The organism is Paenibacillus sp. 1001270B_150601_E10 (assembly GCF_015558675.1).
Lineage (GTDB): Bacteria > Bacillota > Bacilli > Paenibacillales > Paenibacillaceae > Paenibacillus_B.
The window spans coordinates 543,820-562,813 of record NZ_JADMOL010000002.1 but is presented as its reverse complement, the minus strand read 5'-3'; the positions used below and the strand labels follow the sequence as shown (position 1 = coordinate 562,813).

The following is an 18,994-nucleotide window of genomic DNA, read 5'->3' as shown; positions in this document are numbered from 1 at the left end:
TTTTGGGTTAAAAAATCTACTTATTGCCTTGTTTATCAGCTGCGCCTTCTCCTTCTGTCCTGCTGCATCATACAGCACCTCTCTAACCCCTTTTCTTTTCACTTGCTTCGCTGCTTCTGTATATCTTTTCCTTTCACCCTCAATTAATTCTGCCGTCAATATACGGCAAACTGTACATAAATGATTGTGAACTCGTCTAATCTTGTAACAAATTGCTTTTCGCTGCGTCTATACTTGCAGATATTGCGTACTTTTTTATGGTATAATGAAGAGCGCTGCAATCATTAAGGAGGAAAACATGCATGGTTGAGGAGAAAAAGACGAAGAGTGATCCTTCTCCGACACGTCCAAAGCGATCCTTCGGCCGTACCCTATGGACGGTAACGAAGTGGTTTATGCTCTTTGCAGTGCTATGCGGCTTCTTTGTAGGAGGCGCAGCACTTGGATATGTGACTTCTCTTGTTAAGGATGAGCCGATACGTAGTCAGCAACTCATCCAAGAGAAGATTTCGGAGAATGCCATCACAGGATATGTCTACTTCAACGATGGTTCTCAGATCGGTCAGTTGAGAACCGATGAAGTTCGCTCCCCCGTTACATTTAAACAAATTCCAACTGTTGTGATCGATGCGTTGATTGCAACAGAGGATAATCGATTTTGGGAGCACAACGGGATAGACATTCGAGGCTTGTCTCGTGCCGTCGTTCAGAAGGTCATGAGAATGCCTGTCCAGACCGGAGGCAGTACTTTAACCCAACAATTAGCTCGTCGTGTCTTTTTAAACTTAGATCGTACAGACAGCCGTAAAGCCAAGGAAATTCTGCTTGCAATGCGAATTGAACGCTCCATGTCCAAAGAAGAAATCATTACAGCTTATTTGAATCAGGTTCCATTTGGCAACGGATCTACTGGCTATAACGTGTTTGGGATCAAGGCCGCAGCAAAAGGGATATTCAACATCGACAAACTTGAAGATCTGAACATTGCGCAGGCCGCATACTTAGCAGGTCTCCCTCAGCTCCCTTCTGCTTACACTGCCTACACAGGCAAAGGCGAGTATAACGAAAAGGGAATTGAGAGAGCCATTGAGCGTCAGAAACTGGTATTAAGACGGATGCTCGAAGAAAACAAAATTACAAAGCAGCAATATGATGAGGCATTGGCCTTTGATATTCGTGGTTCCCTGGCAGAGCCGCGGGAAAAAGCATATGCGACCTATCCGTATCTGATGCTTGAAGCAGAGCGTGAGGCCGCTCAAATTCTTGTTCTTCAACAGAATCCCGAGCTTACTAAAGCTGACTTAACGAAGAAAGAGAATGCTTCGCTCATCGAAAATGCTCGTTTGGAACTGCAGCGTGGTGGCTACCGCGTATATACCACGATTGACAAGAGCATTTACAAGGCGATGAAGAAAGTGGCCGAGAACCCGGACAACTTCACTCCTGACAGTGAAACGAAGGGAATCGAGCAGGTCGCCGGCGTCATGATCGATCATCGCACAGGAGCTATTCTTGGTATGATCGAGGGTCGTGACTTCTATGAAGAGCAGATGAACTTGGCAACGCAGATGCTTCGCCAGCCGGGTTCAACAATGAAGCCAATTGCAGCTTATCTGCCTGCGATTGACGCAGGACTGATTCAGCCCGCTTCAATCGTCGACGATGCTCCAATTATATTGAAGGATGGGAATAAGGGTTATCACATTCCGGGTAACGCTAACGGAAGATATCAAGGACTTGTAACGGCAAGAGATGCCTTGAACCAATCCTTGAACCTCCCTGCCCTCAAGATCTTCCTGGACAAAGTCTCGATTAAGAAGGCTTGGGAATTCGTTGAGAAGCTTGGCATCACGACGATTCAACCAATCGATCACCAGTCTCAGACTGGGGTAATCGGCGGTTTAAGCTTAGGGGTGTCCGTGCAGGAACTGACGGGCGCATATGGTGCCATCGCCAACCAAGGTCAGTTTAATGAAACGTACTTTATTGCGAAGATTACCGATTCGAACGGCAATATCGTTTACAAGCATGAAACGAAGCCAGATCAAGTCGTATCCAAACAAAGCGCTTATTTGATGACCGATATGATGAAGACCGTTATTTCAGATCCTCGCGGTACGGGTCGTCGTGTAAGAAATGAATTCAATGGTTACGGCAGTATTGACGTAGCAGCGAAAACAGGTTCCACTCAGAACTATGCCGATACGTGGTTCGTCGGCTATACGCCTGACGTTACGATGGGCATCTGGGTAGGTTATGAACAGCAGAAGCATGTGCTGAATAAGAGTGCGTATTCCCGTTCGACCGAGATCTGGTCGAAGGTCATGAATGAAGTGATGAAGGCAAAGCCCGAACTGCTGCAAACGAAGCAATTTGAGCGGCCGGACGGAATCGTTCGCATGACGGTATCCGGCTTTAGCGGCAAGCTGCCAAACGAGCTTACGCGGCAAGCGAATCGCTTAGTAACGGATATCTTCAATCGCAAGTATGTTCCAACAGAGCAAGAAGATGTGCTTGTCAGCATGAAGTACATTACGTATAACGGCGTTAACTACATCGCTAATAAAGCAACACCTGACGACATGACAAGTTCGAAGATCGTGGTGAAGCGCGAAAAGCCAATCAGCGAATTAATCGAGGAATTGCAGAAGGCGCTGAATAATTTGTCATCTAGCAGCAAACGCCGCTCTATTGAGTCGTATCTGCCGCAAGATGCAACCACAGACGCTCCTTCCAAGCCGGATCCACGTCAGGATGACGGCAAAGCGCCTAGTGCGCCAGGAAGCGTCTCAATCGAAACCGTCAGCGACTCGTCTGTACGCATACGCTTTAGTGCAGCTCCTGAAAAGGATGTCGTGGGATACCGCATGTATCGTTCTGTAAATGGCGGAAGCTATCAGAAGGTTAGCACAACAGTATTAACAGGAGACGAGACCCGGTTTATTGATTACATTACAGCAGGCAACAGTTATAGCTACTATGTGACCTCTGTAGACGTCGTAGGCAATGAATCCTCGCCATCTGCGACAGTTACATTCGGCGGAGCAACAACACCTGATCCAACTACACCGCCTGAGGGTAACGGTAATGGCGAACAAGGCAATGGTGAATCCGGAGGCAATGGCAACGGATCAGAGCAAGGACCTGTTGATCCTTCTAACCCTGGTGAAACGCCAGGTACAGAAGAGCCAGACAACCCATCTGAAGCTGTGCCACAAGCTCCTACTCAGCTAAGCGCCAAGAAGACCGAACTTGGGGTAAGCCTTAGCTGGAAAGGTTCTAGTCAAGGTACGGAGTACAATATCTATTACAGCTCCTCGCGCAATGGGAAGTATGAGCGTATTGGCTCCTCCCCTAGCGCTGAGTTTGAAATCATCACCTTGAAGCCTGAAGGCTGGTATCGCGTTACATCAGTCAACAAAGCGGGAGAGTCACAAGCCTCCAGCCCAATCCAAGTAAGCAGCTAATAATAACAGCATCTTGCACACCTTGCGCTTGATGCTTGAAACCAAAAAGTCCTGTTAGAAGAGACATCGGAACAAGAATCGTTCCCTCCTCCTTCTAGCAGGGCTTTTTCCTTATCGATTTATCGTTATTCAAGCTTGAATCCAAGCTTAATAAAGCTAAGAACGTGCATGCATGCTGCAAAAAGCACGTATGTTTCATTAGAGACCCAAGAAAACATTCAATGTCTTTAATACGAAAGAGGTGAATCCATGGATAACCAATCCTCCAATCCACATTACCCACCTCTGCATATCCCGCAGCCCATTCGCAGCGATGGTGCAGGAGGTCCAGACAGAGGCCCGCGCGATATTATGAGGGATTTGGAGAATCCCAATATGTTTGTGCCCCCTATCACTGATGCCGGACTCATTCCCAACCTTAAATTCTCCTTTTCTGATACCCATATGCAACTAAATCATGGCGGCTTGTCGCGAGAAATCACAGTGCGTGATCTTCCGATAGCCACGACGCTAGCTGGCGTCAATATGAGCTTAACACCTGGAGGCATAAGAGAGCTGCATTGGCACCAACAAGCCGAATGGTCTTATATGCTGCTTGGTCATGCACGGATTACGGCAGTCGATCAAAATGGGCGCAATTTTATTGCGGATGTAGGTCCTGGAGACCTCTGGTACTTCCCTCCCGGCATCCCTCATTCCATTCAGGGCTTGGAAGACGGCTGCGAATTCCTGCTTGTATTTGACGATGGGAGCTTCTCCGACCTTAACACCTTATCCATCTCCGATTGGTTTGCACATACGCCAACGGACGTGCTGTCCGCTAATTTTGGCGTACCTAAAGAGGCATTCAGCGGCATTCCCACCGAGCAGGTCTATATATACCAGGACAAATTGCCGGGCTCTATTGATAGCCAGCGCGTTCAATCTCCGTACGGTGAAGTACCCCTGAGCTTCAAGCACTCCCTGCTCGCACAGCAGCCTATTCTTACGCCAGGCGGCAATGTAAGAATTGTGGACTCTACAAATTTCCCGATATCCAAAACGATAGCGGCTGCCTTAGTAGAAATTGAACCCGGAGCCATGCGAGAAATGCACTGGCACCCGAACAATGATGAATGGCAGTACTACCTGGCTGGCCAAGGGCGCATGACCGTATTTGCAGGCAACGGAGCCGCTCGCACCTTTGATGTTCGTGCTGGCGATGTCGGCTATGTTCCATTCGCCTATGGCCATTACATCCAGAACACTGGCAACCAATCGTTATGGTTCCTAGAGATGTTTAAAAGCGCTCGTTTCCAAGATGTTTCCCTCAACCAATGGATGGCTCTTACACCAACAGCATTAGTGAAGAGCAATCTGAATGCGAGCCCTGAACTTATGCATTCCTTAAGAAAAGAAAAATGGCCCGTCGTCAAATATCCCGGCTTTACTTATAGCCCAAATAAACACTCATAATGAATCGCGATGATGACACAAGAAAAACAAAGGAATGCTGGATAAGCAATATGGAGTCGGCAAAAGCTTCCTATAAGTGATAGTGTCGGTCTTTATTTTTATGTTTTGGTTTATCCCCTAGCTGATATCCAATTTATAAGATGTATTTATGGTATTCAATAATTTTAGACCTTGACCGGCGGGAAAACGATCATTGATCAACTTGATCCTTCTTCATCCTGTTCTTCCCTATATACAAAAGAACATAACAAAAAGGCATTCGCCAGGCAGCTGAGGCCGATTAGATCCTCTTGCTGCACAACGAATGCCCTTATTCATTTATAGGTAGAGTAGAGTCATAAATATCCCATCAAGGAAGCAGAATGCTTCAATGCATAGGACAAAAAACTGCTTGTATTACCCGTCTCGAATCTCATAACTCTTCCTAACATCTATACCGCAATCTAATCTTCGATCGTGGACAAATCACCTGTTGGGAGATTAAGCTCCCACGCCTTCAATACACGGCGCATGATTTTACCTGATCTCGTCTTAGGAAGTTTATCTTTGAATTCGATTTCGCGCGGAGATGCATGCGCTGACAAGCCTTCTTTCACGAACTTTGCAATATCTGCCTTCAACTCGTCAGAAGGAGCATATCCTTCACGCAAGGAGATAAAGGCCTTAATGATTTCACCGCGAACAGGGTCCGGCTTGCCAATGACCCCAGCCTCTGCTACAGCTGGATGTTCAACAAGCTTGCTCTCGACTTCGAAAGGTCCTACGCGCTCACCGGAGGTGTTGATCACGTCATCAACACGGCCTTGGAACCAGAAGTATCCGTCTTCGTCACGGTAAGCGGAGTCTCCGGACACATACCAACCGGATAGACGGAAATATTCTTCGTACTTCGAAGGATTGTTCCAAATCTTGCGCATCATGGATGGCCATGGCGTACGAATCGCCAAGTTGCCCATACGATATGGAGGCAGCTCGTTGCCGTGATCATCAATAATCGCAGCTTGGACGCCAGGGATCGGACGTCCCATGGAGCCAGGCTTGATATCCATGCTTGGGTAGTTACAGATTAAGTGACCGCCTGTCTCAGTCATCCACCATGTATCATGGATGCGCTGATTGTATACTTTTAATCCCCAGCGAACGACTTCTGGATTCAATGGCTCTCCAACGGACAGCACATGGCGCAAGGAGCTAAGGTCAAACTCCTTCAGCACCTCATCGCCAGCGCCCATCAGCATGCGAAATGCAGTCGGCGCACTATACCATACCGTTACTTTGTATTTCTGAATCGTGCCATACCAATCTTGAGGGCTGAAGCGTCCGCCGCGAACCACGTTGGTGGCGCCATTCAGCCATGGTGCAAATATGCCGTTAGACGTACCGGTTACCCAACCCGGGTCAGCTGTACACCAGTAAATATCATCTTCTTTGAGATCAAGAACCATCTTGCCTGTATAGTAGTGTTGAACCATTGCATTCTGAACGTGGAATACGCCCTTCGGCTTGCCCGTCGAGCCAGAGGTATAGTGAAGGATCAACCCGTCCTCGCGCTCAAGCCACTCGATGTCTGCTTCATCAGAAGCTTGTGCCATCTCTTGAGCGAAGTTAATGGTTCCCTCAACTGCTTCAGCCTCCTGACTTACAAGCACAACATGCTTGAGTGCAGGCAGCTCATCGCGGAGTACGCGCGGAAGCAGGCTTGGCGTGGTCACAATTGCTACTGCTTCACTATCTGCAAGGCGATCTTTAACCGCGGTCTCCATAAAGGCTTCGAACAAAGGACCGATAACAGCCCCTGCCTTAATAGCCCCAAGCAAGCTTACATAAAGCTCAGGTGTTCTTGGCATGAAGATAAAGACGCGATCTCCCTTTTGAATGCCGTACTTGCGAAGGACATTAGCGAATTGATTCGATCTCTTAGATAGATCCGCAAAAGTGTACGCTTCATCGCGTGTGCTGTCGCTATAGTAAAGCGCTACTTTATCTCCTCTGCCTTCTTTCACATGGCGATCAACCGCTTCATACGCCATATTCACTTTGCCTGTCTCATACCAGGAAAAGTGCTTCTCTACTTCCTCCCAATTAAACTGAGAGGTAGCTTCTTCATAGCTTACCAAGTTCGGATTAACTGCCGTTGCCTTTACGATCTCTTCTCCTTGCACATTACTCATTCAGACTCATCTCCCTATTTCAATACTTTCTCTAGACCATGCCATGGCTTTGTAACGGTAGTTAAACCGCTTACATGAAACATATTAATGAAAGGACGATGGTGCATCTCTATGTTGTCAAGGAATGTTTTTTGAATATTTTGGCACATTTATTATAGCACAGGTTTACTTTTGTGCCTATTATTTTCCTTTTCAAATTTATCCATATTTTCTTATAAAGCTTCGATTAACCTTTTCTTTTGTTCCTTTTTTTGCTATAACCGAATAGAGCCCCTAAAAGGAGTTGTCGATATGGAACACTTCAAGCGCTATCATGCTCAAGTCATCCCCTTCGAGGATCGGGTCGTTATTATAGAAGGCCCCGTACATGCCAATGCCATTGAAACGCTTCAGATGCATGCTGATCTGGATGCCTTTCGCAGGCCCAAAGAACAGCAGCAAGCCCTTATGGAGATTGCAGATTTAGAAGAAGGTCGCATTATTGTCGCTAGAGATCAAGACATGATTATCGGCTATGTTACGTTTCACTATCCTGATCCGCTAGAGCGCTGGTCTGAGGGAAATATGATCGATCTTATCGAGCTCGGCGCCATTGAAGTGGCGAAAGATTATCGGGGAATCGGTCTTGGCAAGCAAATGATCGGACTAGCATTTTTAGATGATCAGCTCGAGAACTGCATCGTCTACACAACAGAATATTATTGGCATTGGGATCTGGAAGGGACCGGACTTAATGTATGGGATTATCGAAAAATGATGGAGCAGCTGATGAAATCCGCAGGCATGATCTGGTATGCAACCGATGATCCTGAGATCTGCTCTCATCCTGCAAACTGTCTTATGGTTCGAATCGGCAAGGATGTACCGTTGTCCTCCAAGGAACAATTCGATCGGCTTCGTTTCCGACAGCGGTTTATGTATTAACAATTGGAGGGTTTGCCTCATGAGTAACCAACCTGTTTTTGTTTATAACAAAGAGGTACTGCAATATCGCTTCTATCAGGAGCATCCTTTTGATCAGTTTCGCGTGCTGTTAGCAAAGGACTTGATTGAACAGATTGGGGCGCTGAGCGAATCCCAAATCGTCACTTCTGCAAGCGCAAATGTGGAAGCGCTTCAGAGAATCCATCGCGAGGACTACATTCAAGCAGTGATGCAATTGAGCGAAGAGATTCCGGATCCCGATTGGATCCTTAGAGCCCAGCAGTACGGTCTGCATGACGAGGAAACGCCTTATTTCAGAGGCATGCATGAGGCAGCCGCCTCCATCACCGGCGGCTCTATAGCCGCTTGTGAGGCTGTGATGACAGGTCGAGCCCCTCACGCCTTGCATCTAGGGGGAGGACTGCATCACGCCTTTCCTAACAAAGGAGCTGGATTCTGCGTCTATAATGATGCAGCTGTTGCAATCTCCCATATACGAGATAAGTATCAAGCTAGAGTGCTTTATATCGATACGGACGTTCATCATGGAGACGGCGTTCAATGGTCCTTCTACACGGATCCTAACGTATTGACCTATTCGATTCACGAGACAGGCAAATATCTGTTTCCAGGGACCGGATTTGTGAACGAGCGCGGCGAAGGCGAAGGATTCGGTGCATGTGTCAACGTTCCACTCGACCCGTATACTGAAGATGATTCCTGGATGGAGTGCTTTAAGCGGACGATTGAGCAAACGGCGGCCGTCTTTAAGCCGGACTTGATCGTGAGCCAGCATGGCTGCGATGCCCATGCCTTCGATCCCTTGTCTCATATGCATTGCAGCATGCGCATTTATAAAGAAATGCCGCGGATCATCCACGAGGCAGCTCACACTCATTGTGACGGCAGGTGGGTTGCGATAGGCGGTGGCGGTTACGATATTTGGAGAGTCGTTCCACGGGCTTGGAGCCTGCTTTGGCTTGAAATGATCGATCATCCGATGCTGCAGGAATTAGACAGCACCCCTGACCTTTCGCTCCCAGAAGCCTGGATTCAGCGTTGGCAAGAACAATCAGTGCACGATCTGCCGCAGACTTGGCTAGATAACGTGAATCTATGGTCCCCGATGCCTAGACGCTCCCTCATTGCAGAGCAGAATTTGCGCATTTCTACACTTGCAATGGAGTATGTCCGCTAAGAAGGACACTCTCCCTTTAACCTCCTTATATAAGCACTAAAATAGGCGCTGATCCTTCTACAAGGAAACAGCGCCTATCGCTTTTTTACAAAGATTACAATTGATTCAACATATCTTGGATAATAAGATGCGAATGCTCGGATGCCATAACGGTAAATTCAGCGAAGTTCATATGTGCTGAACCGTCAGCCCGGTCTGACATCGAACGGATAATGACAAAAGGAATATCGTTCAAAGCACAGGTCTGTGCTACCGCAGAGCCTTCCATCTCCGTACAGAAGCCTTGGAATGTCTCGTGCAATTCGCGAACCTTCTCACGACTTGCAATGAACTGGTCGCCTGAAAGTACCAAGCCTGTCCGATAGCGGCCTGGGAAGCGTGCTTCGCACACCTTTTCAGCCAAGCTTACAAGGTCTTGATCAGCCTGAAATACGGATTGTTCTTGATACGGTATCTCTCCTGGCTTGAAGCCAAGCGGTGTTACGTCCATATCATGCTGCAAGCAGGCGCTTGAGATGACGATATCGCCAATCTGAAGCTCAGGATCAACAGCGCCAGCGACACCTGTAAACAAGACCTTCTCGACCTTAAAGCGATCAATCATGACCTGCGTTGTCACCGCAGCATTGACTTTGCCCACACCTGACTTGCAGATGACGACAGATTTACCGTAAAGAGTGCCTGTGTAATAGGTGGTGCCAGCACCTTTAATTTCAGCCTTATCTGTTAATGCTTCCAACAGCAGCTGAATCTCTTCATTCATCGCTCCAATAATTCCAATGGTCATGAAGGACCTTCCCCCTATCCTATTCCTATACAGATGAAAAGCCCCGAAAACGGGGCTTCATGCTGTCCATGTCAATTGTCTATTCTTCGTTCACAGAGCTCACCGACAAGCGGAGAATCGTCTCATGAGGAAGAATAACATGAGCGTGATCGACATGCTCCTTCTTCATCAGCTTCGTCAGCAAGCGCATGGATACTGCACCAATGTCATACATTGGCTGTGCAACCGTCGTCAATTGAGGGCGCACCATAGAAGCCATGCGGATGTTATCCACACTGATAATGGAGAAATCATCTGGTACGGATAGACCTGCATCTTGGATGCAATGAATTGCACCGATCGCCATCTCATCCGTTGCCGAGAAGATTGCCGTAGGCTTTTTCTTCAACCCTAGGAAGTATTTCATCGCTTCAATGCCGGATTCGTAACGGTAGTTCCCGATGCGAACCAGATCTTCCTTGTACTCAATGCCAGCGCCTTCCAGCGCCTTCTTATAACCTTGGAATCTGGCGAATCCATTTGCAGGATCTTGAAGCGTTCCACTGATCATCGCAATATCACGGTGACCGTGGCGAATAAGCGTATTCACAGCATCAAATGCCGCTGCTTCATGATCGATATCTACCGATGGAATCAAGCCTTGCTCGTCCGTTGTCGCACATAGCACAATCGGAACGGAAGCGGTACGGAAAGCCTGAATGTGATCTTCCGTCACAACACCGCCCATAAACAATAAACCGTCCACCTGCTTTTCAAGCAGCGTGTTGATCACTCGGATCTCTTTCTCTTTCTTCTTGTCTGCATTACACAAGATGATATTGTAATGATACATATTCGCAATATCTTCAATACCGCGTGCAATTTCAGCAAAGATCGAATTCGAAATATCAGGAATGACAACGCCTACTGTCGTCGTCTTCTTGCTTGCAAGACCGCGAGCTACAGCGTTTGGACGGTAGCCAAGACGTTCGATCGCTTCATAAACTTTCTTGCGCGTCTGTGGCTTTACATTTGGATTATTATTCACGACACGAGAAACGGTGGCCATCGAAACGCCAGCTTCTCTAGCTACATCATAAATAGTTACTGTCACGATCCTTCTCTCCAATAACCAATTTATTTAATACGTACATGCGAGACATATTAGAGTCAATCATACGATATTTTCAGAAAATTCGCAATGTCACGCTGAGTTTTCCATGAAAATTGTCGAAAATTAGATCAATGGAGATAAAATCGACTCTAATCGATCATATTGAATCTGATAATGCGAATCATGCCATGTGACTTCGCCATCCTTCAAAAGCATAGCTTGAGGCGACTCATGCTTAATGCCGAGCTGATCCGCTGCTGCTAATGAGATCTCCCGATCTTCCACGACCAAGATAAGGCCAAAAGCAATATTGTCCTTCTCAAATCGTTCAACAACTTGCTTCATTTCTGAAGCTGCTTGCGCACTGATTGGGCATCTGGTGCTGTGCTTAAACAACACCACAGGCTGCTCATGCGAGCGCTCAACGAGGGCATGCAGCTCGTCTAACGAATGAATGCTGTCCATTCATCTTCCTCCTTTGCAACAGGATCCGAATGTCTTTCTTAGCTTATTTTAACCCGATAAGCGTCGGTTCTAAAACCTGATATTTGCTTTAGTCTTCGTTGGATGTCGCCCATCCATTCCGAATCGTTCCAAGTTTTTGCCATCAGATACAAATCAAGCAGGTGATTGACCCGATCCTCCCCTATACGCTGAAACAATTCATCCAGATGGTCGCAGCCCGCATCCACGCATTCCTTCAGCACACTTGCTACTTCATTTACATCATCAAAATAAGCGCTCATTTTGCCTGTACGCTCTTCTTGCATCATTGTCTTCATCAGCTGTATGACTTCCTGCTTCAGTTCAGGCAGAAGCTCAGAGTAATCGCATTCCGAGCATGTGTACACGGGTACATGGTGAATCTCAATCGTTCTCGCATGTACGACCGTGCGCAAAGTAATATCCATGTCATGACCACAACTGCAACGCTTATTCATGATGATCCCCCCATTAAAACATGAACTTCTTTAAAATCGCCCTAAAATGTTCACTACCATAACGTTAAGTTCTTTTAACAAATAAAGATACGGAATTATTTCGACTTTTTTAAGCATATTCCTGCAAACCAACTGCATGTATTTATTTACACATTTAGAAAAACTACATATTGCGCATTTGTAAAAAGAAATGATTAATATCACATTCTATCACAATAACCTTTCTAAAAATGTGTTATTTATTGGGCGAGTGTGGTTAAATAATGATGAAAATGCACAATGCTGCTTCCTATTTTTGATGATAAGGAAAATGGTAATTATTAAGGAGGAACCATCTGATGAGACTAGCGAACAAAAAAATCATTGCATTAGTCGATCATGAATTTGAAGATTTGGAGCTTTGGTATCCTGTCTATCGCGCCCGCGAGGAAGGTGCTGAGGTCCATCTGGTTGGAGACGAGGCCGGTAAGACCTATATTGGTAAATACGGTGTACCCGCAACCTCCAATTACGCCTTCAAATCCATTCAGGCTTCGGATTATGACGCAATTCTCGTACCTGGAGGCTGGGCTCCTGATAAGCTTCGCCGTTACGAGGACGTGCTTCGCATCGTCCGCGATATGAACGAATCGAACAAGCCGATCGGGCAGATTTGCCATGCAGGCTGGGTCCTTATCTCAGCCAAGATCCTAGACGGCAAGAAGGTGACTTCTACCCCTGGCATCCGTGACGACATGGAGAACGCTGGGGCGATCTGGTTTGACGAAGAAGTAGTTGTGGACGGTAATTTGATTTCCGCCCGCCGACCACCAGATCTTCCGGCATATGGCAAGGCCTTCTGTGATGCGGTTGCTGCTCAATAATCATTTGCACAACATGACGTTCATGAAACACAAACAAAAAGAAGCTGCTAATAATCGGCAGCTTCTTTTTGTTGTTATGAATTTGGAGCCGTCTCCGGCTTGCTTTCGATAACAGGGGCATGTTCAATGCCTAGTATCTCATCGATTTCGACCTTCGTACGGCACTTGAATACAAGTTGCACCTTCTCTTTCGCTTCTTCATGAGAAGCTTTGCGTATCGCATGCTTCACTCTTGGAATCGAACGAGATGACATACTAAGCTCATCGACTTGAAGGGCCACCCAGAGCGGCACTGCTCTTGGATCTCCCGCCATTTCGCCACATACACCTACCATAATCCCATGGTTTTTTGCCGCATCCACGGTGTTCTTGATCAATCTTAGAACCGCAGGGTGGAATGGATCATACATATGGGCAATCTGCTCATTCATGCGATCCACAGCAAGCGTATATTGCACCAGATCATTCGTTCCGATACTAAAGAAATCGACTTCCTCCGCGAATAAGTCGGCCAATGCAGCCGCAGCCGGAATCTCAATCATCATCCCGATTAATACTTCTTCGTCAAACGGGATGCCTTCGCTCCGCAGTTCCTCCTTGGCTTGCTCTAGGACTCGCTTGGCTGCATGAAGCTCCTCTAGCGAGCTAATCATCGGCAGCAGGATCTTGATCTTGCCATGTGCGCTAGCACGAAGCAGGGCCCGCAGCTGCGTCTTGAAGATCTCCGTCTGATCCAAGCTTATTCGAATGCCGCGATAGCCTAAGAACGGGTTATCTTCGTCTGCAAGCTGCAGAAACTCTAGCGGCTTGTCTCCGCCGATATCAAGCGTACGGATGATGACTGACCGGCCAGGGAACGTTTCTGCAACCTCGCGATATACCGTTAGCTGCTCTATTTCATTTGGTGCGTACGAACGGTCCATGTAAAGAAATTCGGTACGGAAAAGCCCCACACTTTCAGCTCCGACGCTAAGCGCAATATCCAGCTCTCTCGTAGAGCTGATGTTGGAGGCAAGATGAATAGCATGACGATCAATCGTCTCGGCCGGCAGATCCTTAATCTTCGCAAGCTCATCGGCTTCACGAAGGAAAGCTTTCCTTCTTTCCTCATACCAGTTCTTAATTTCCTCGTTCGGTTCCACATAGACGAAGCCGTTCTCTCCGTCCACGATCACCATATCCCCTGTCTGAATCGGTTGACTAAGCTTTCCTTCCAGGCCGACAACGAGCGGAATCCCGAGCGCACGTGCCATAATGGCAGAGTGTGACGTTCTTCCGCCCTGCAGCATGGCAATGCCTAATACGTTTTTCGGATTCAAATGTACGAGCTGTGAGGGAGACAACTCCTTTGCGACCAAAATGTAAGGCTGCGCATCTTCAGGTAGTCTGATCTCCGGCGCACCAAGCAGGTGCTTCAGGAGTCGATTGCCGACATCCTTAATATCAAGCGCCCGCTCCTTCATATATTCATCATCCAGCAGATCAAACATCGTGACAAAATGATCGATCGCTTCCTTAACCGCTACCTCTGCTGCCTTATATTGGCGTTGAATGATCCCTTGAATCTCACTCATAAAGATAGGGTCATCCAGAATCGCCAAGTGTGCATCGAAGATTGTAGACTCTTCATTGCCTACCATTTCTCGAATCTCATTTTGAATAAACACAATCTCGTCTTTGGAAGAACGGATGCCGTCGTACAAGCGCTCGAATTCCTTTGCCAAGTCCGATGGATCCATCCGTTCCTCTCTTATATCCCATTCCCAAGTAGGAAGCACAAACGCCTTGCCGATTGCAATCCCAATTGATGCTCCAATTCCTTTTACCTTATGCGTCAACGCTTCTCACCCCCGTTAGAGCCGTCTTCTTTCAGGACAACGGACATTACTGATGTCTGTGCCTTTTTCACATGTGTATAAGGTGCGAAGCTCCAGGAGGCCACCCGATCTCCATTGGTTATGACCATTGGCGTCACAAGTGAACGACCCTGCTTCTTGATGTAAGGAATGTCAAATTTGATTAATAACTGTCCTGGCTTCACAACATCGCCTTCCTCAACACAGGCCTGAAAGCCTGCTCCATTCAGTGTCGAAGTCTCTATGCCGACATGCAGCAGCACCTCAAGCCCTTCCTCGCTCTCAATGCCTACCGCATGCATCGTAGGGTACACATTGCGTACGACACCCGCAACAGGAGAGACAAGCTCCCCTTTATCCGGAAGAAAGGCAACACCATTGCCAACGATCTTCTTCGCAAAGATCGTGTCCGGTACATCCTCAATCGGCATCATCTTGCCCTGCAGCGGAGCAAGCAGCCACACCTGCTTGGCATCCTTTCGAAGACGTTTCAACAGTTCATCGCGTATAAGCTCTGAATATGTTCCAAAGACAACCTGAACATGTCCGCCTCCAAGGCGAATGACTCCAGCTGCACCGAGCGTACGAAGCGAATGCCGATCGATCCATCTATCATTCTTCACCTTGATTCGCAATCTTGTAATGCAGGCTTGGATATCGATAAGATTATCTTTACCTCCAAGCGCCTGAATAATGAGCGGCGTTCGATGCATCAGATCGCCAGCCATATCATCAAGCAGCGATCCTTCAATGCGGCCAGGCGTTGGAATCTGGAATCTCCGGATGGCAAAGCGGAACAGAACGTAATAAATAAGTCCGAAGGCTACCCCAATTGGAATGATGAGCCAAGCCCGTTCAGATAAATGATAGTTTACGATGTAATCAATTGCTCCTGCCGAGAAGGAGAACCCATGGCGTATCCCGAGCTCTGCAGTAATCCACATCGCGCCGCCTGTGAGCAGCGCATGGGCAATAAAGAGGTATGGCGCCGCAAATAAAAATGCAAACTCGATAGGCTCTGTTATGCCTGTCAGCAACGACCCTAGCGCAGCGCTCATGTACGTCTTGAACACCTTCGAACGAAGATCCTCACGAGATTCATGGATTATTGCCAACGCAACAGCTGGCAGTGCGAACATCATAATCGGATATAGGCCTGCCATATATGTACCGGCTGTGGGATCTCCAGCAAAGAAGCGCGGCAGATCCCCCGTTACCGTAAACCCGCTGCCGTCTGTATATTCTCCCATTTGAAACCATACGAGGTTGTTCAAAATGTGATGCATGCCAAATGCTACCAACACACGGTGAAGCACTCCGTAGAGGAACACGCCAAAGGACCCCATCGCGAGAACCTCGTTGCCGAGGAAAGTAATTCCCTGCAGCAAGAACGGATGAATAAGCATGAGGATAAAGGAAAGTCCTAATGAGAATAGAAGCATGACAAGCATGACGAATCTCGCTCCAGCAAAAAACTGCAGATATTCCGGTAGCTTGAGATCATGCCAGCGTTCATGCACATACCCTGCTAACAGCCCAAAAAGGATCCCAATCAGAACGGTTGGTTCCATGTCCGTTAAAGCTGTATGCGCAGAGATTTGATAAAAAATAATCATTCCAGCGAGAGCCGCCATGCCTGCGGTACCTGCATTGTTGGACATCCCTAAAGCAACGCCAACGGCAAACAAGTACGGAAGCATGGATAGCAATCCTTTGCCTGCCCAAGTCATCCAGTCTGCGGCTTCAACAAAGCCAAAGCTTGCGAGCAGGTGTCCTGCTGCCAGGACCACAGCGATCGCAGGCAGTAGAAATAAGGGCTGAGATAATGATCGCGATAGCTGCTGCAGCGATCCAATTTGATTCATAAGCCCCCGCTCCTTATGCATTCATATTATAGTGTGACAGCAAAAAAGCCGGAGCATGACACCAAAGGAATGGTACGTTACTCCGGCTCAAGAACGCGAATAACGCTTCATGGTCTAGATTATTATACCATGAACCTGCTCATTCACGAATCTCTTTATCTTTTTGTTAATTGTCCCATGATGCATGGAGCGTAATCATTGCTTGCACTAGCTTCTCTTAGGTTGAACAACGGCATCTATAACCTTGATGCAAGCGTCCATTACCACGTTCAAACCGTGTTCCTTTGCGTATGCATGCGCCTCTTCATTCGTAATCCCCTGTTGAAGCCACAGGGTGTCCGCACCTACCTCGACAGCGTCTTTAGCGACCTCAAGACAGTATTCACTGCGGCGAAACACATTGACGATATCAATGTGAACAGGCACATCCTGTAGTTTCGCATAGCAGGTCTCACCAAGAATCGTGCTTGCTTTTGGATTCACCGGAATAATCTTGTAGCCTCTTTGCTGCATTGCTGCTGCAACCAAGTGAGAGGTTCTTGTTGGATCATCTGACAATCCAACGACAGCAACGGTATTGCTCTTTTCAAGAATTGTTCTGAACTCATCTTGTGAAGGCTGTACATACGACATGTCCTAATCCCCCCCTGCAGTAACCACAAAATCGTTTCTTTACTTCATATTCAAATCATTAAATTTCATGACTTTTAGCTGTAAGGGTTCCCTTACCCTATGAATTTATCCATTCCACATTAGCTCCCAGAGCTTTGAGATGGTCAAAGTATATAGGATACGATTTGGCTACATGATGAGCGTCACGAATAATAATCGGCTGTTTGGAACGCAGCCCTACAACCGTAAGCGCCATAATGACACGATGGTCATAGTGGGCATCAATCTCTACGCCACCTTCTACACCTTCTGGTCGACCATGGACAATAATCTCAGCTTGGCGCTCTTCCACTTGAGCCCCGGCTTTACGAAGCTCATTCACGTAGTCTGTGATGCGGTCGCACTCTTTATATCTTAAGTTCTCAACATTGTAGAACCGGGATGTTCCTTCTGCAAACACAGCTGCAGCCACCATCGCAAGCACAGCGTCTGTTGCAGCATCGCCGTCAAACTCCACCGCCTTGAGCTTCCCTTTGCTTTGCACATGAATGACACTATCTTCATGGGTAAAAGGAACACCCATCATGCGAAGCACATCCACAATCGCACGCTCGCCTTGCTTGCTGTCCTCTGTCAAGCCGCGCAGCGTAACATCAGACTCTGTTACCGCAGCCGCTGCAAGCACTGCAGCTGACCCGGGATAATCGCCCTGAACACGGTAGTCTCTCGCTTCATACTTCTGTCTGCCCGGTACGCGGTAGCTCATCAGGTCTTCACTTGCTTCAATTACGATTCCCGCTTCCTTAAGCACTTCAAGCGTTTGGCCAACCACGACCTTCGACTTCAGGTCATCCGTTACTTCAATCGTGCTGTCTTCCTTTAGAAGTGGAACCAGGAACAATAACGCACTTAGAAATTGAGAGCTGATATTACCCGATACTTTAATCGCTCCCCCGCGAAGCTCGCCGCCATAAATGGTGATCGGCAGCTTTCCTTCACGATGCTCGATCTTAGCTCCGAGCTGCTCGAGGGCCTCGATCAGGTCATCATGTGGACGCTTGCCGAGTGAATCCGGATAGGCATTAATAAAGTGGACCTCCGGAAGTAAGGAAGCAATCCCCATTAGAAAGCGAAGCACAGCGCCCGCATTGCCTACATTCAATTCCTTGTTCTCTGGAAGGAGCTTAGGAACGCCGCCAAATCCCGTAAGGACAATCTTCGTATCGTCTTCCTCTAGCACTGCCCCCAGATCACGCAAACAGCGGCGCATCGCATCGCTGTCTTCACTGTGCGCAGGATAGTAAATGGTACTTTGTCCATCAGCCAAAGCTGCGGCGAGCAAATACCTAGTTGTATAGTTTTTCGAGGATAAGGCTTGAATATCTCCTTGCAATTGAGCAGTAGGCGTTACGCGTACATCCATAATACACACTCCTTAGTTTTAATATAGGCATGTCTGCTTAAAAACGAAGCAGCTGTTTATGTTGAAGAGTTCATTCTCGGCTTGTTGAGCACAATTGACAAAATTCAAATCGGTACGTATCCTGTGAATGTAATATGATAAAAATCACACCTCGCAAAAGAAAGACAAGAGTAGTCAGGAGGCTATATAACGCATGGATACTGTGCCGCAAATGGAAGTAACCGAATTGCTCTCTCGCTTAAATCAGGGCGAGAAGCTTCATATGATTGATGTTCGTGAAGACGAGGAAGTCATCCACGGCATGATTCCAGGCGCCATTCATATTCCGATGAATCAAAT

14 protein-coding genes and 1 pseudogene are annotated in these 18,994 nt (G+C 47.4%); 6 read left to right on the top strand and 9 right to left on the bottom strand.

The genetic code is table 11. From position 1 onward, the window contains the following. Positions 1–302: 302 nt before the first annotated feature. Together I2H74_RS07500 and I2H74_RS07495 are read left to right on the top strand one after the other, a co-directional pair. Entirely contained in the window at positions 303–3,467 is a 3,165-nt protein-coding gene (locus tag I2H74_RS07500; RefSeq protein WP_195572912.1) for a transglycosylase domain-containing protein, read from the top strand. Between the two features lie 249 nt (positions 3,468–3,716). Then, entirely contained in the window at positions 3,717–4,922 is a 1,206-nt protein-coding gene (locus I2H74_RS07495; protein ID WP_195572909.1) for an oxalate decarboxylase family bicupin, read from the top strand. Between the two features lie 443 nt (positions 4,923–5,365). Here the strand turns inward: I2H74_RS07495 and acsA are convergent, their stop codons facing one another. Beyond that, entirely contained in the window at positions 5,366–7,093 is a 1,728-nt protein-coding gene (gene acsA, locus I2H74_RS07490; RefSeq protein ID WP_195572907.1) for an acetate--CoA ligase, read from the bottom strand. A 291-nt stretch (positions 7,094–7,384) separates the two neighbouring features. Here acsA and I2H74_RS07485 point away from each other — a divergent pair, with 291 nt between their 5' ends. Both I2H74_RS07485 and I2H74_RS07480 read left to right on the top strand, forming a co-directional pair. Then, the gene (locus I2H74_RS07485; RefSeq protein WP_195572905.1) at positions 7,385–8,017 is read left to right on the top strand and encodes a GNAT family N-acetyltransferase; all 633 of its coding nucleotides are present in this window, start codon (positions 7,385–7,387) and stop codon (positions 8,015–8,017) included. A 19-nt stretch (positions 8,018–8,036) separates the two neighbouring features. Beyond that, the gene (locus tag I2H74_RS07480; RefSeq protein WP_195572904.1) at positions 8,037–9,215 is read left to right on the top strand and encodes an acetoin utilization protein AcuC; all 1,179 of its coding nucleotides are present in this window, start codon (positions 8,037–8,039) and stop codon (positions 9,213–9,215) included. A gap of 94 nt (positions 9,216–9,309) precedes the next feature. Here I2H74_RS07480 and I2H74_RS07475 read toward each other — a convergent pair whose 3' ends face one another. The 4 genes from I2H74_RS07475 to I2H74_RS07460 all read right to left on the bottom strand — a co-directional run bounded on the left by I2H74_RS07475 (position 9,310) and on the right by I2H74_RS07460 (position 12,036). Continuing rightward, the gene (locus tag I2H74_RS07475; protein WP_195572902.1) at positions 9,310–10,002 is read right to left on the bottom strand and encodes a 5'-methylthioadenosine/adenosylhomocysteine nucleosidase; all 693 of its coding nucleotides are present in this window, start codon (positions 10,000–10,002) and stop codon (positions 9,310–9,312) included. A 79-nt stretch (positions 10,003–10,081) separates the two neighbouring features. Beyond that, positions 10,082–11,095 (bottom strand): catabolite control protein A, encoded by a 1,014-nt coding sequence (ccpA, locus tag I2H74_RS07470; protein WP_195572900.1) that lies wholly within the window; start codon positions 11,093–11,095, stop codon positions 10,082–10,084. A gap of 123 nt (positions 11,096–11,218) precedes the next feature. After that, positions 11,219–11,560, bottom strand: a complete 342-nt coding sequence (ytxJ, locus tag I2H74_RS07465; protein ID WP_195572897.1) for a bacillithiol system redox-active protein YtxJ — start codon at positions 11,558–11,560, stop codon at positions 11,219–11,221. A gap of 38 nt (positions 11,561–11,598) precedes the next feature. After that, a complete protein-coding gene (locus I2H74_RS07460) occupies positions 11,599–12,036 on the bottom strand; it encodes a hypothetical protein (RefSeq protein WP_195572895.1) in 438 nt (145 codons plus the stop codon). A 338-nt stretch (positions 12,037–12,374) separates the two neighbouring features. On the opposite strand from I2H74_RS07460, the gene I2H74_RS07455 reads away from it, so the two are divergent. After that, positions 12,375–12,899 carry a type 1 glutamine amidotransferase domain-containing protein gene (locus I2H74_RS07455; RefSeq protein WP_195572894.1) on the top strand — a complete coding sequence of 175 codons (525 nt, stop codon included), beginning with the start codon at positions 12,375–12,377 and terminating at the stop codon, positions 12,897–12,899. Between the two features lie 74 nt (positions 12,900–12,973). Here I2H74_RS07455 and ptsP read toward each other — a convergent pair whose 3' ends face one another. The 4 genes from ptsP to aroA all read right to left on the bottom strand — a co-directional run bounded on the left by ptsP (position 12,974) and on the right by aroA (position 18,655). Continuing rightward, a complete protein-coding gene (ptsP, locus tag I2H74_RS07450; RefSeq protein WP_195572892.1) occupies positions 12,974–14,737 on the bottom strand; it encodes a phosphoenolpyruvate--protein phosphotransferase in 1,764 nt (587 codons plus the stop codon). Beyond that, on the bottom strand, positions 14,734–16,620 hold the full coding sequence (locus I2H74_RS07445) for a glucose PTS transporter subunit IIA (RefSeq protein WP_195572890.1): 1,887 nt from the start codon (positions 16,618–16,620) through the stop codon (positions 14,734–14,736). The genes ptsP and I2H74_RS07445 overlap by 4 nt, the downstream gene beginning before the upstream one ends. 207 nt (positions 16,621–16,827) lie before the next feature. Further along, a complete protein-coding gene (locus I2H74_RS07440; RefSeq protein WP_195572888.1) occupies positions 16,828–17,253 on the bottom strand; it encodes a CoA-binding protein in 426 nt (141 codons plus the stop codon). A gap of 97 nt (positions 17,254–17,350) precedes the next feature. Further along, the gene (gene aroA / locus I2H74_RS07435; protein WP_195572886.1) at positions 17,351–18,655 is read right to left on the bottom strand and encodes a 3-phosphoshikimate 1-carboxyvinyltransferase; all 1,305 of its coding nucleotides are present in this window, start codon (positions 18,653–18,655) and stop codon (positions 17,351–17,353) included. Positions 18,656–18,848: 193 nt separating this feature from the next. Here aroA and I2H74_RS24540 point away from each other — a divergent pair. Further along, positions 18,849–18,994 (top strand): annotated as a pseudogene (locus I2H74_RS24540) (rhodanese-like domain-containing protein); the annotation flags it as partial.

Excerpts from the sequence above, each read along its gene's own strand:
- I2H74_RS07500 (WP_195572912.1), top strand. The coding sequence starts at position 303 with ATGGTTGAGGAGAAAAAGACGAAGAGTGATCCTTCTCCGACACGTCCA.
- I2H74_RS07495 (WP_195572909.1), top strand. The coding sequence starts at position 3,717 with ATGGATAACCAATCCTCCAATCCACATTACCCACCTCTGCATATCCCG.
- acsA (WP_195572907.1), bottom strand. The coding sequence starts at position 7,093 with ATGAGTAATGTGCAAGGAGAAGAGATCGTAAAGGCAACGGCAGTTAAT.
- I2H74_RS07485 (WP_195572905.1), top strand. The coding sequence starts at position 7,385 with ATGGAACACTTCAAGCGCTATCATGCTCAAGTCATCCCCTTCGAGGAT.
- I2H74_RS07480 (WP_195572904.1), top strand. The coding sequence starts at position 8,037 with ATGAGTAACCAACCTGTTTTTGTTTATAACAAAGAGGTACTGCAATAT.
- I2H74_RS07475 (WP_195572902.1), bottom strand. The coding sequence starts at position 10,002 with ATGACCATTGGAATTATTGGAGCGATGAATGAAGAGATTCAGCTGCTG.
- ytxJ (WP_195572897.1), bottom strand. The coding sequence starts at position 11,560 with ATGGACAGCATTCATTCGTTAGACGAGCTGCATGCCCTCGTTGAGCGC.
- I2H74_RS07460 (WP_195572895.1), bottom strand. The coding sequence starts at position 12,036 with ATGAATAAGCGTTGCAGTTGTGGTCATGACATGGATATTACTTTGCGC.
- I2H74_RS07455 (WP_195572894.1), top strand. The coding sequence starts at position 12,375 with ATGAGACTAGCGAACAAAAAAATCATTGCATTAGTCGATCATGAATTT.
- I2H74_RS07445 (WP_195572890.1), bottom strand. The coding sequence starts at position 16,620 with ATGAATCAAATTGGATCGCTGCAGCAGCTATCGCGATCATTATCTCAG.
- I2H74_RS07440 (WP_195572888.1), bottom strand. The coding sequence starts at position 17,253 with ATGTCGTATGTACAGCCTTCACAAGATGAGTTCAGAACAATTCTTGAA.
- aroA (WP_195572886.1), bottom strand. The coding sequence starts at position 18,655 with ATGGATGTACGCGTAACGCCTACTGCTCAATTGCAAGGAGATATTCAA.